Source organism: Marinobacter sp., from assembly GCF_033722735.1.
GTDB lineage: Bacteria > Pseudomonadota > Gammaproteobacteria > Pseudomonadales > Oleiphilaceae > Marinobacter.
Window position 1 is genome coordinate 1 of record NZ_JAWVYN010000007.1, and the last position, 13142, is coordinate 13142.

A 13142-nucleotide genomic window follows, 5' to 3' on the forward strand; every position below is an offset into this window, starting at 1 on the left:
AAACCCCACCTGGAGCAAGACCAAATAGGAATCCAATGGCGTGGCCCGCGCTGGATTCGGGTAGGTTGCTTGAGGCCTGTGGTGACGCAGGCCCTAGATGAATGACTGTCCACGACAGAACCCGGCTTATCGGCGAGCTCATTATTACCCTTCCCTAATGTTTAAGTCTGATCGTTCCCGATCGCGACCTTTTATAGCCAAATAATCTTACAGTTCACTTCGGACCTGCAGAATCCGTCGCAGGTATTTGATTTGGCTGTCTTTCCTGTCCGACATTTCAGTCCTCTCCGGGTTAATCGTCTGTAACCTGTTGTCATTAAAGAAAGTTTTCTTGGTCCGTCGTTCCCGGCGGCGCTTGCATTGTGTTTTCCGTGTTTCTATAGTGTGCAGAAGTGGGAAAAAGTGGTTTGTTGTGGTTTTTTGTGGTGAATAACGGGTGCGCGGTGGGAAATTTGGGATGCCGCTGATCGCCAGCCACACAACCTTTGGCCCTGGAATGCACCGCAGAGTCGGATTACATGAGCAACTTTCTCGGCAGTCATGCCATCAATATGGATGCGAAGGGACGCATGGCGATCCCCGCCAAGCTGCGCGAGGAGCTCGCGCAGCTGTGTGGCAGTCGCATCGTATTGACGGCGAGTGCGGATGAGGAGCGTTGTTTGTTGATCTACCCGGAGCCGCAATGGAAACAGGTGGAGGAGCAACTCAATGGGTTGCCCACCATGAAGAAGGCGGTGCGTCGCCTCCAGCGCATCATGCTGGGTTATGCGACGCCGTTGGAGCTGGACAGCGCCGGTCGGGTTCTGGTGCCGCCCACCTTGCGCAATTTTGCGGGCTTGGAGAAAAAGCTGATGTTGGTTGGTCAGGGCAAGAAACTGGAGCTCTGGAGTGAGGAGCGCTGGTTCGCCTGGCTGGATGAATCGGACGACGACGAAGAAATGCCACCGGAGATGGAGGCGCTTTCCCTATGACCGGCCGCCGCAAAGAGGGCGCGGATGGTCAGAAGCTGCACCAGTCCGTGCTCCTCGACGCGGCGGTGGATCAGCTGGTGACCGATCCGGACGGCAACTACGTAGATTGTACCTTTGGTCGTGGCGGTCACAGTCGCCGGATCCTGGAGCGGTTGTCGGACCGTGGGCGCGTTCTGGGTATCGATAAAGACCCGGTAGCGATTGATTTTGCCGAACGACTCGCCAAAGAGGACGTTCGGTTTTCGTCGTTCCATGGATCGTTCGCCGAGCTGCAGGCCGCGGTGGAAGGTGCCAGCTGGCAGGGAGGTGTGAACGGCGTGCTGATGGATCTGGGGGTCTCCTCCCCGCAGCTCGACGATGCCTCCCGTGGCTTCAGTTTCATGCGTGAGGGGCCGCTGGACATGCGGATGAATCCCCAGCAGTCACCCAGTGCTGCCCAGTGGCTGGCGGTCGCCGAGGAAAAAGAGATTGCGGATGTGCTCTGGCGTTACGGTGAGGAGAAGTTCTCCCGCCGCATTGCCCGGGCCATCGTCGCTCGTCGCCAGGAAGAGCCGCTACGGGGAACCCGGGAGCTGGCCGAGCTGGTGAGCGAGGCGATGCCTCGCAAAGAAAAACACAAGCATCCGGCCACCCGAACCTTTCAGGCGATTCGGATCTTTATCAATCGTGAGCTGGAAGACCTGGAGCTGGGGCTGGCGGATGCCGCTGGCCAGCTGGCACCGGGCGGACGGCTTGTGGTGATCAGCTTTCACTCGCTGGAGGACCGCATGGTGAAACGGTTCATGCGGGATAAGGCCCGTGGGCCGGTCCTGCCGCGAGGGGTGCCGGTCACGGCAAAGGAAGAGGCGTCGGACTATCGGCTGGTGGGCAAGGCCATCAAGGCCGATGTGGAAGAGGTCAGCGAAAACGTACGGTCACGCAGTGCTGTGATGCGGGTCCTGGAGCGGCGCGCAGATCGCAATGGAGAAGGAGCGTAGAATGGGTGCGGTGACCATTGAGCGGCCAGTCAAGGCCAAGCCGGCAAAACTGAACACGGAGCGCCTGAAGGAAGGAGTTTCCCGGGCCTACCGTCTGTCGCGGCGGATATTTTCAGCGTTGGCCCAACGCGACGTCCTGGTGTCTTTGGCGTTGGTCCTGGTGCTGATCAGCTCCGCCATTGGCGTGGTGGCCAGTGCTCACGCCAATCGAGGGCTGTTTAACGAATTGTCGAGGCTGCAGGAGCAGCGGGACGCTTACCAGCGGGAATGGAGTCAGCTGCTGCTGGAGCAGAGCGCGTTGAGTGCTCATGGTCGCATTGAGCATCAGGCCGCGGAACGGCTTGAGATGGTGGTGCCCGGCAAGCAGGACATCGTGCTGGTGCCTCTGGCTCCGGCGGACGTTCGGCTGCCTTAATCATAAAGCGGTTGTCAGGGTAGGTAGACAAAGTGGCAAACCAGAACCAGCAACAGACACCGATGCGACGGCTGGCTGCCGGGCTGCAGGCCTGGCGGTTCGGCTCCGTGGTGGGTGTCTTTCTGGTGGTGGTCGGTGTTCTGGCCTGGCGGCTGGTTGATCTGCATGTCGTGGACCAGGAATTCCTGCGTCGTCAGGGTGATGTCCGTACCATTCGCGTGGAAAACGTGGATGCCCACCGGGGCATGATTACCGATCGCTACGGCGAGCCGCTGGCGGTGAGTACGCCGGTACAGACTGTCTGGGCCAACCCGAGCGAGATGGACCCGGACGACCCGCGGCTGACCAATGCGGCCCGCTTGCTGGATCTCAGTGAGGCCGAGTTGCGCAGTCGTATTCGCCGCTATGGCGAGCGTCGCTTCATCTATGTCCAGCGCAAGGTGCAACCCAGTCTGGCCCGGGAGGTCATGGCCCTGCGGATTCCCGGTCTGTACAGTCGCCGCGAATACCAGCGCTTCTACCCGGCCGGAGAGGTCACCTCCCACGTGGTCGGCTTTACCAACATTGACGGCCGCGGCCAGGAGGGCATAGAGCTGTCCTACAACGACTGGCTGCGTGGGGAGCCCGGGGCCAAGCGGGTGCTCAAGGACAATCGTGGGCGGATTATCAACGACCTGTCACTGATACGCGACGCCAGTCCCGGCCGGGACCTGAGCCTCAGCATCGATTTGCGGCTGCAGTACCTGGCCTATCGCGAACTCAAGGCGGTTGTGGCGGCACACAATGCCCACGGCGGCACACTGGTGATGCTGGACGTGGATACCGGCGAAGTGCTGGCGATGGTCAACCAGCATTCTTACAACCCGAACGACCGCAGCCAGCTCAGTCCGGAGCGGTTACGGAACAAGGCGATCACCGACCTGTTCGAACCCGGGTCGCCGATGAAGCCGATCACCATGGCGGCAGCGCTGGAATCCGGGCGCTACACCATCAACAGTACCATTGACACATCGCCGGGCTATCGGCGATTCGGACGTTTTACCATTCGCGATATGCGCAATTATGGCGTTATCGACATGACCACCATCATTGCCAAATCGTCGAATGTGGGGATCAGTCGCATCGCCAACGATCTCGGCGGCGACATGATTCGCGACCTGTATTTCCGCATGGGCCTGGGGCAGGCCACCGGCATCGGGTTTCCCGGAGAAGCGGTGGGGGTTCTCCCCGCGCCGCCCCGTTGGCGGCCCGTGGAAGAGGCCACCCTGTCCTATGGCTACGGCATCAGCGTGAACGCCCTGCAGCTCGCCCAAGCCTACATGGTGCTGGCGAATGGCGGTATCCGCTATCCGGTGTCGCTGCTGAAGCTGACCGAGCCGCCGGCCGGGGAGCGGGTGTTGTCGGAGCGGGTGACTGCCCAGGTTCGGGGCATGTTGCGGGAAGTGGTGGAACACGGTACCGGGCGCCAGGCCCAGCCCGGTTTCTACTCGGCCGGCGGCAAGACCGGAACGGTCCACCTTCTCGGCAAGAACGGATATGAAGACAGCGAGTACAAGGCCATATTCGCGGGTATGGCTCCCATTGATAACCCAAGGATCGTAACGGTAGTGGCCGTCGATGCGCCCCAGGCCGGTGAATACTACGGTGGCGAAGTGGCTGCCCCGGTGTTCGCCCGGGTAATGGGGGACGCATTACGGCTGCTGAATGTGAAGCCGGAACTGGAAATCGGCGAGGCAACGGGGCCTGCCGGCACATCCGGAGAGCGGGGTTAACGCTATGTGCATCACATCCCTGAGTACGCTGTTACATGGCATTGTGGAAGTGCCATCGGTTTTCGACGTCACCATCCATGGCCTGGCGACGGACAGCCGTGAAGTGAAGTCGGGTGACGCCTTTCTTGCCCTGCCGGGCTCGCGAACGAGCGCCGGCCACTATGTGGATATGGCCATTGCCCGCGGCGCCTCGGTGGTGCTGTTGGATACCGAGCACGGCACGCCGTGCCGCGAGCATCACGGCGCCTTGCTGGTTCCCGTGGTCGGATTGCGGGCCAAACTGGGCCTGATTGCCGACCGGTTCTACGAGCACCCCTCGCGCCAGCTTCGGCTGATTGGCGTCACCGGCACCAATGGCAAGACCTCGGTGACCCAATATGTTGCCCAGCTGCTGAATGAAACCGGCACCCCCTGTGGGGTCATCGGGACACTGGGCTATGGCATGCCGGGGCGGCTCCAGACTGCCAGTCACACCACGCCGGATGTGGTCAAGGTCAATCGAACCCTGGCCCAGATCCGCGCCCAGCAGGGCCGAGCGGCGGCGATGGAGGTCTCTTCCCACGCGTTGGACCAGGGCCGGATCGACCAACTGACACTGACCGGGGCAGTCTTCACCAACCTGACCCGGGATCACCTCGACTACCACGGTTCCATGGAAGCCTACGGTGCGGCCAAGGCCCGCCTGTTTGAGCGCGAGGAGCTGCACTTTGCCGTCATCAACTTCGATGACCCGTTCGGTCGTCAGCTCTACGAGCAACTGGAAGGCAAGTGCGATCGGGTCCGTTACAGCCTGCACGAGGCGCAGACCGAACTCTGGCTGACCCACTTCAAGCCGACCGCGGGGGGCTTTGATGCCAGCGTGGATGGCCTGTGGGGGCCTTTCGAGGTTTCGACCCCGCTTCTGGGCAGCTTCAACGCCAGTAACCTGCTGGCTGCCATGGGCGTCGTATTGAGCCTTGGGGTACCGGTCGCCCGTCTTGTCCAGGCGGTGGAACGCCTGACCCCGCCGGCGGGAAGGCTGGAATCCTTCACCGGCGCCAACGGTATCCAGGTGGTCGTGGACTATGCCCATACCCCCGATGCCCTGGCCAATGCCCTGGCCGCCTTGCGGCCGCATACCGAGAAACGCCTGATCTGTGTCTTCGGCTGTGGTGGTGACCGGGATGCCGGCAAACGCCCGGAAATGGCACGGGAAGCGGAGAAACGGGCCGATGTGGTGGTGGTCACCGACGACAACCCTCGAAGCGAGGCGCCCACGCAGATTGTCCGGGACATAGTGACGGGGTTCGCCGAGCCGGCGCGGTCCACGGTGATCCACGATCGGGCCGAAGCCATCCGCCAGGCCATTGCCATGGCCGAACCTGGAGATGTGGTCCTGGTGGCCGGCAAGGGGCATGAGTCCTGGCAGGAAACCGCCGGCCAGCGGCTGCCGTTCAGCGATGTGGAACAGGTGCGTCATGCCCTGGATCTGAACGGGGGCGTGGCATGATTCGCGCTTTCTCCCTGAAAGAAGCGGCCGGCTGGCTGGGCACCGACGCTGGCGATCTGGCGGGCCAGTTTACCGGGGTCTCAACGGATACCCGCAGCCTGAGGGCCGGTGAGTTGTTTGTTGCCCTTCGGGGTGAGCGTTTTGATGGCCATCGCTTCCTGGCGGCCGCTGAAGCGGCCGGCGCGGTCGCCGCGGTGGTCGATGCGGTGGATGACTCGGTGCCACTGCCCCAATTGAAAGTGGCCGACACCCTGGTTGCCCTGGGCAGGCTGGCGGCGGCTAATCGGGATGAAAGCGATGCCCGCCTGGTGGCGGTCACCGGCAGCAGCGGCAAAACCACGGTCAAGGAGATGACGGCAGCGGTGCTGGCCCAGGCGGGCACCACGCTGGCCACGGCCGGCAACCTGAACAATCACATCGGAGTGCCGTTGACGCTGCTGCGCCTGGCGCCTGAACACCGCTACGGCGTCATTGAGCATGGCGCCAGCGGCCTGGGGGAAATCGCCGAAACCATCCGCCTGACCCGGCCGGAGGTAGGCATCCTGACCAACGCCGGCGACGCCCACCTGGAGGGGTTTGGCAGCTACGACAACATTGTCGTGGCGAAAGGGGAACTGATCGACGGTGTCGATGACCGCGGGGTGGTGGTGCTCAATCACGACGACCCCGCGTTTCCGGTTTGGCGTGAACGGGCCGAAGAGCGCCAGGTGTTGAGCGTGAGCGGGCAACAGCGGGCCGACGCCAGCTTCCGTCACGAACCGCTGGCTGCTCCGGCCGGCCAACAGCGATTTCGGGTCCTCGGCCCGGAAGGGTGGCAGTGTACGGTATCGCTGGCCCTGCCGGGGGAGCACAACGTGGTGAACGCGTTGATGGCGGTGGCCGCTGGTTTCGCCCTGGGGCTCTCCGCCGCCAGCATCGAGCAGGGACTGGCCACCATGGCGCCGGTCAAGGGGCGCCTTCAGCCGGTGGAACTGGCCAGCGGGATCACCCTGATCGACGACAGCTATAACGCCAATCCGACGTCAATGAAAGCGGCGCTGGGTGTGCTGGCAGGGCAACCCGGGCTTCGGGTGGCCTGTCTGGGCGCGATGGCGGAGCTGGGCGAAGCGTCCGACCGACTGCATCGTGAGATCGGTGAGGCGGCGAAAGCCCTGGGCATCGATCGGTTTGTGGCCGTTGGTGACGGCTGTGGTGAATACCTCGCCGGTTTTGGTGAGGGCGCCGTGCATTGTGGCAGTCACGCCGAGGCCGTCGATTGCTTGTTACAACTACTCAAGGGCCCGGCCACCGTGCTGTTAAAGGGTTCTCGCAGTTCCGCCATGGAGCGTGTGGCGGAGGGATTAAAGGAAAAGGTGACCAATTCATGCTGCTCTGGCTGACAGAGATTCTCTCACAGTATTTTTCTGCCCTGACGGTGTTTCAGTACCTCACGTTGCGGGGCATTTTTGGTGTGCTGACGGCGCTGCTGATTTCGCTGCTGATCGGTCCCTACATGATCCGCAAACTCAGCCAGTACCAGATTGGTCAGGCGGTGCGGGACGATGGCCCGCAAACCCACCTGAGCAAAGCCGGTACGCCGACCATGGGCGGTGCGCTGATCCTGGTGGCCATCGCCGTCAGCACCCTGCTGTGGGCGGATTTGGGTAACCGTTATGTCTGGATCACCCTGTTGGTCACCATGTTCTTCGGGGCCATTGGCTGGGTGGACGACTACCGCAAGGTGGTGGAGCGCAACCCCCGTGGTCTGCCGGGTCGCTGGAAGTATTTCTGGCAGTCGGTGATCGGTGCGGTGGCTGCGGTGGCTCTGTACTACAGCGCCTCGCTGCCCCAGGAAACCTCCCTGTTTCTGCCGTTCTTCAAGAACGTTTCGCTGACGCTGGGGCCGGTGCTGTTCATTCTGCTGACCTACTTCGTCGTCGTCGGCAGCTCCAACGCCGTGAACCTGACCGATGGCCTCGATGGCCTGGCCATCATGCCCACGGTGATGGTGGCGGCGGCCCTGGCGATTTTCGCCTACCTGTCCGGGCACGCCCAGTTTGCCGACTACCTGCTGATTCCCCATCTGCCCGGTACCGGTGAGCTGATTGTATTCTGTGGCGCCGTGGTGGGGGCCGGACTCGGGTTCTTGTGGTTTAACACCTACCCCGCGCAGGTCTTCATGGGCGACGTGGGCGCACTGGCGCTGGGCGCCGCCCTCGGGGTGGTGGCGGTGATCGTGCGGCAGGAAATCGTGCTGTTCATCATGGGGGGGGTGTTCGTGATGGAAACCGTCTCGGTCATCCTGCAGGTGGGGTCGTTCCGGCTGACCGGGCGGCGGATATTCCGCATGGCCCCGCTGCATCATCACTTTGAGCTGAAAGGTTGGCCGGAACCCCGCGTTATCGTTCGGTTCTGGGTGATCACCGTGGTCCTGGTCCTGGTGGGCCTGTCCACACTGAAAATTCGCTAGGCACGGCAGGTCGTTCATGACAGTCATCGTCTCGGATCGTCGCACATTGGTGGTAGGGCTCGGCAAGACCGGGCTTTCCTGCGTGCGTTACCTGTGCGCCCTCGGTCGCGACGTCGCAGTGGCCGACAGCCGCCAGGCACCACCGGGGTTGGCGGAACTGCAGGCCAACTGGCCGGAGGTGCCGGTGCACCTTGGCGACTTCGATGGCGAGCTGTTCACGGGCTTTAACGAGCTGGTGGTCAGTCCCGGCATCAGTATCGCCGAGCCGGCCATCCAGGCCGCTGCCGGGCAGGGGGCCCGCATTCGCGGCGACATCGACCTGTTCAGCGAGGCGGCCCGGGCGCCCATCGTCGCCATCACCGGCTCCAACGGCAAGACCACCGTGACCACGCTGGTGGGGGAGATGGCCAGGGCCGCGGGGATCCGTGTGGCCGTGGGTGGCAACATCGGAACCCCGGCACTGGATCTGCTGGACGACAGCGTCGAGCTCTACGTACTGGAGCTGTCCAGCTTCCAGCTGGAGACCACCGAAACCCTGGGAGCGCTGGCGGCCACGGTGCTCAATGTCAGCGACGACCACATGGATCGCTACGACTCCAAGATGGCGTACTTCCAGGCCAAGCAGCGGATCTACCGCGGCTGCCAGCACGCCATCGTGAACCTGGATGACGCCCTGAGTACGCCGATGGCGAGGGACAATCTGAAGTTTCTCTGCTTCGGTTTTCATCGGGTAAATCCGGACACCTTCAGCACCCGGGACGATGATGAAGGCACCTGGATCACCTTTGGCTTCGATAACCTGGTCCTGGCCGACACGTTACCGCTGCTGGGCAAACACAACATCAGCAATGTCATGGCGGCGCTCGCTCTGGGACAGGCCGCCGGCTTGCCGATGGACACCATGCTGGCGGTGGCAAAGCGGTTCCGCGGGCTGCCCCACCGTTGTGAATTCGTCCGCCGGGTCGAGGGGGTCGAATACATCAACGATTCCAAGGGCACCAACGTGGGGGCCACTGTCGCCGCGCTGGAGAGTCTGGAGCCCCGGGAGGGCAAGATCGTGCTGATCGCCGGCGGCGATGGTAAGGGCGCCGATTTTACACCGCTGGCCCAACCGGTGGCGGCCCATTGTCGGGCGGTGGTGCTGATGGGCGCCGACGCCGACAAGCTGGCCGCCGTCCTGCCGGCAAACGTCAGTACCGAGCAGGTGCCAAACCTGGCTGAAGCGGTGAAGCGGGCAGCGGCGTTGGCGCAGTCTGGGGACCGGGTCCTGTTGTCACCGGCCTGCGCCAGCTTTGACATGTTCCGCGATTATCTCGACCGTGGTGATCAGTTTCGACAGCGGGTGGAGGCGTTGTGATGCAGGCGGCATCGACTCTGGACCTCAACGGCGGCCTGTTCGGGCGGATCCGGCCGCTGCCCTGGCTGGTGCTCAGCGCCGGCTCGCTGCTGGTCCTGGGCCTTGTCATGATTTCCTCGGCCTCGATGGACATGGCCGCGGAAACGTTGGGCAACAGCTACCACTATGTGGTGCGTCAGCTGATCTTCGCCGCCCTGGGCTGTGCCCTGGCGTTGGCCGCGGCCAACGTGCCGCTGGCCTGGTGGGAACGTAGCGGCTGGTTATTGCTGGGCATCGGCCTGCTGGCACTGGTGCTGGTGTTGACGCCGCTGGGGCGTACGGTGAACGGCTCGACCCGCTGGATTCCGTTTGGCCTGTTCAACGTTCAGGTGTCGGAGATTGCCAAGCTGTGCCTGATTGCCTACCTCGCCGGCTACGTGGTCCGGCGACGGGAAGAGCTGGTAAACACCTGGTCCGGGTTCATCAAGCCGGTGGCCGTGCTGACCTTCGCCTCGGTGCTGTTGGTGATTGAGCCGGATTTCGGTGCCACCGTGGTCCTGATGACCGCGGCGCTGGGCATGATCTTCCTCAGCGGCGTGCGGCTCAGCCGGTTTTTGCCGCTGATCACCCTGTGTGTGGTGATGGGGGTGGCGCTGGTGGTGACCCAGCCCTACCGGTTGAAGCGGGTGGTCAGCTATCTCGATCCTTGGAAGGACCAGTTCGACACCGGCTACCAGCTGACCCAGTCACTGATTGCGTTTGGTCGTGGCGACTGGGCCGGCGTGGGGTTGGGCAACTCGATTCAGAAACTGTTCTATCTGCCGGAGGCCCACACCGATTTCATTTTTGCCATCACGGCGGAGGAGTTCGGCTTGCTGGGCTCACTGCTGGTGCTGACCCTGCTCACCGTGCTGGTGCTGTCCGGCTTCATCATTGCCCGCAAGGCTGAGCGGGCGGGGATGACCTTTGCCGGCTGCTTTTCCTACGGCATTGCGCTGCTGATTGGCCTGCAGGCGACGATCAATATTGGCGTCAACACCGGCCTGCTGCCCACCAAGGGCTTGACCCTCCCGCTAATGAGCTACGGCGGGTCCAGCCTGATGGTGACCTGTGTCTGCATCGGCATTCTGGCGCGGGTGGAAATGGAGCGGGCCGACCTGCTCGAGCAGGGCAAGGCACCAGCGGACCCCAGACCGTCGGGAGGAGCGTCCTATGACGACTAAACGCTTCCTGATGATGGCCGGGGGCACCGGTGGTCATGTGTTTCCGGCGCTGGCGACGGCTCGCATGCTGCAGGAGAAGGGGCATGAGGTGCACTGGCTGGGTTCCCAGGGCGGTATGGAAGAACGGCTGATTGGCGCTACCGACATTCCGCTGTCGCTGATTGCGGTGTCCGGCCTGCGTGGCAAGGGCAAACTGGCCCTGCTGGCGGCACCCTTCCGGCTGACCCGGGCGCTGTGCCAGGCGCTGGCGGTGGTACGAAGCCTGAAGCCGGACTGTGTCATCGGGATGGGCGGATTCGTCACCGGCCCTGGCGGCCTGGCGGCCTGGCTGACCAAGACACCGCTGCTGGTGCACGAACAGAATGCGATCGCCGGGATGACCAACCGAATCCTGGCCCGCTTTGCGAAGACGGTGATGGAGGCGTTCCCGGGCAGCTTCGGTCCCCAGCGGGTCACCCGCTGTACCGGCAACCCGGTGCGCCAGGACCTGGCCAGGATAGCGGAGCCGGCCGCCCGGCTGGAGCACCGCCGTGGTCCGCTCCACCTGCTGGTGGTGGGCGGCAGCCTGGGAGCCCAGGCCATCAATCAGCGGGTGCCGGAGGCGCTGGCAAAGCTCGACGCCGACATTCGACCGGTGGTGCGCCACCAGAGCGGGGAGCGGAACCTGGAGCTGGCAAGGCAGGCCTACCAGGCCGCCGGGGTGGAGGCCACCATCGAGCCGTTTATCGAAGACATGGCCGAGGCCTACGAGTGGGCAGATCTGGTGTTGTGCCGTTCCGGTGCGCTGACCGTGTCCGAGCTCTGTATCGCCGGCGTGGGGGCCATCCTGGTGCCCTTTCCCCATGCCGTCGACGATCATCAGACCCGTAACGGCCAACAGATGCTGGATGCCAGGGCGGCAGTGCTGATCCCGCAACATCGTCTGTCCGCGGAGCTGCTGGCGGATACCCTGGCCGAGCTGTGCAGCGACCGGCAGCGGATAATCAACATGGCGCAGGCGGCCCGGTCGCTGGCGCGCCCCGATGCGACGGAGAGAGTAGTGAATTACTGTCTGGAGGCGGCTCATGCCTGAGATGACCAATCCACCGCTGGTGTACCAGGTGCCTGAAATGCGCCGGATCCGCAACATCCATTTCGTGGGCATTGGCGGCGCGGGGATGAGCGGCATTGCCGAAGTGCTCAAGAACCAGGGCTATGACGTGTCCGGTTCCGACATCAGGCACAGTGCCGTCACCGACCGGCTGACCGCGCTGGGCGTTGACGTCTACATCGGCCATGCCGAGCGGAACAGCGCCCAGGCTGATGTGGTGGTGGTGTCCACCGCGGTTGCCCAGGACAATCCCGAGGTGGTGGCGGCACGGGCCCGTCGGGTACCCATCGTACCCCGTGCCGAGATGCTGGCGGAGATCATGCGTTACCGCCACGGCATTGCCGTGGCCGGGACCCACGGCAAGACCACGACGACCAGCCTGATTGCCTCGATACTGGGGGAAGCGGGGCTGGATCCCACCTTTGTGATCGGCGGCAAGCTCAACAGCGCGGGTACCAACGCCCAGCTGGGCGGTTCCCGCTACCTGGTGGCGGAAGCGGATGAGAGCGACGCGTCCTTCCTGCACCTGACCCCGGTGATTTCGGTGGTGACCAACATCGAAGCCGACCACATGGACACCTACGGCGGTGATGTCGGAAAGCTCAAGCAGACCTTCATCGACTTTCTCCACAACCTGCCGTTTTACGGGGTGGCGGTGATGTGTGTGGATGATGCTTATGTCCGGGAGATCATCCCGCGCATTTCCCGGGCCATCATCACCTATGGCATCGATAACCCGGACGCCGACTATCGGGCCGAGCAGATTCGCTCCGATGGATTGCGCAGCCGCTTCGTGGTGAAGCGCCCGGGTGGACGCCCGGACTTGCAGGTCGAGCTGAAAATGCCCGGCCGGCACAACGTGCTCAATGCCCTGGCGGCGATTGCGGTGGCCACCGATGAGGGGGTGGATGATGCCGCGATCTGCAGCGGCCTGGCTGGATTTGCCGGTGTTGGGCGTCGATTCCAGGTCTATGGCGACTATCAGACCCAGAACGGGATGGTCACGCTGGTTGACGACTATGGCCACCACCCGACGGAGGTGGAGGCGGTGATCAAGGCCGCCCGTGACGCCTATCCCGGGCGGCGGCTGGTGATGCTGTATCAGCCTCACCGCTATAGCCGCACCCGGGACCTCTACGAGGATTTCGTGAGGGTGCTGTCGGAAGTGGATGGTCTGCTGCTGATGGACGTCTATGCCGCGGGCGAGGCCGCGGTGCCGGGTGCCGATGGCCGGGCTCTGTGTCGGAGTATCCGCCAGCGGGGCCGGTTGGAGCCGGTTTTCGTCGAGAATAATGAGGAGATCGAACAACTGCTGACAGGCGTCCTGCAGGACGGTGATCTGCTGATCACCCAGGGCGCCGGGGACATTGGCGGTGTGGCTGCCCGGCTGGCCGCCGCAGGAGTGATTGCAAGTGAGTGA

11 protein-coding genes and 1 other RNA gene are annotated in these 13142 nt (G+C 63.4%); all 12 read left to right on the top strand.

Features of this window, described 5'->3' with window-relative positions:
- An RNA gene (rnpB, locus tag R3175_RS06840) (RNase P RNA component class A) lies at positions 1 to 145 on the top strand; the annotation flags it as partial.
- A gap of 373 nt (positions 146 to 518) precedes the next feature.
- Complete coding sequence (mraZ, locus tag R3175_RS06845; protein WP_318943133.1) at positions 519 to 971, top strand: division/cell wall cluster transcriptional repressor MraZ; 453 nt, start codon at positions 519 to 521, stop codon at positions 969 to 971.
- Positions 968 to 1948, top strand: coding sequence for a 16S rRNA (cytosine(1402)-N(4))-methyltransferase RsmH (gene rsmH, locus R3175_RS06850; protein ID WP_318943134.1), 981 nt, complete (start codon positions 968 to 970; stop codon positions 1946 to 1948). Before mraZ ends, rsmH begins: the two co-directional genes overlap by 4 nt.
- A 1-nt stretch (position 1949) precedes the next feature.
- The gene (gene ftsL, locus R3175_RS06855) at positions 1950 to 2363 is read left to right on the top strand and encodes a cell division protein FtsL (RefSeq protein ID WP_318943135.1); all 414 of its coding nucleotides are present in this window, start codon (positions 1950 to 1952) and stop codon (positions 2361 to 2363) included.
- A 62-nt stretch (positions 2364 to 2425) separates the two neighbouring features.
- Positions 2426 to 4135, top strand: a complete 1710-nt coding sequence (locus R3175_RS06860) for a penicillin-binding protein 2 (RefSeq protein WP_318943436.1) — start codon at positions 2426 to 2428, stop codon at positions 4133 to 4135.
- A gap of 4 nt (positions 4136 to 4139) precedes the next feature.
- Entirely contained in the window at positions 4140 to 5624 is a 1485-nt protein-coding gene (locus R3175_RS06865) for a UDP-N-acetylmuramoyl-L-alanyl-D-glutamate--2,6-diaminopimelate ligase (protein ID WP_318943138.1), read from the top strand.
- On the top strand, positions 5621 to 7003 hold the full coding sequence (locus R3175_RS06870) for a UDP-N-acetylmuramoyl-tripeptide--D-alanyl-D-alanine ligase (protein WP_318943139.1): 1383 nt from the start codon (positions 5621 to 5623) through the stop codon (positions 7001 to 7003). Before R3175_RS06865 ends, R3175_RS06870 begins: the two co-directional genes overlap by 4 nt.
- Positions 6988 to 8073 (top strand): phospho-N-acetylmuramoyl-pentapeptide-transferase, encoded by a 1086-nt coding sequence (gene mraY / locus R3175_RS06875; RefSeq protein WP_318943141.1) that lies wholly within the window; start codon positions 6988 to 6990, stop codon positions 8071 to 8073. Before R3175_RS06870 ends, mraY begins: the two co-directional genes overlap by 16 nt.
- Before the next feature lie 16 nt (positions 8074 to 8089).
- Positions 8090 to 9430, top strand: a complete 1341-nt coding sequence (murD, locus tag R3175_RS06880; RefSeq protein ID WP_318943143.1) for a UDP-N-acetylmuramoyl-L-alanine--D-glutamate ligase — start codon at positions 8090 to 8092, stop codon at positions 9428 to 9430.
- A complete protein-coding gene (gene ftsW / locus R3175_RS06885) occupies positions 9430 to 10632 on the top strand; it encodes a putative lipid II flippase FtsW (RefSeq protein ID WP_318943145.1) in 1203 nt (400 codons plus the stop codon). The genes murD and ftsW overlap by 1 nt, the downstream gene beginning before the upstream one ends.
- Positions 10622 to 11704, top strand: a complete 1083-nt coding sequence (murG, locus tag R3175_RS06890) for an undecaprenyldiphospho-muramoylpentapeptide beta-N-acetylglucosaminyltransferase (RefSeq protein WP_318943147.1) — start codon at positions 10622 to 10624, stop codon at positions 11702 to 11704. The genes ftsW and murG overlap by 11 nt, the downstream gene beginning before the upstream one ends.
- Positions 11697 to 13142 (top strand): UDP-N-acetylmuramate--L-alanine ligase, encoded by a 1446-nt coding sequence (gene murC, locus R3175_RS06895; RefSeq protein ID WP_318943149.1) that lies wholly within the window; start codon positions 11697 to 11699, stop codon positions 13140 to 13142. Before murG ends, murC begins: the two co-directional genes overlap by 8 nt.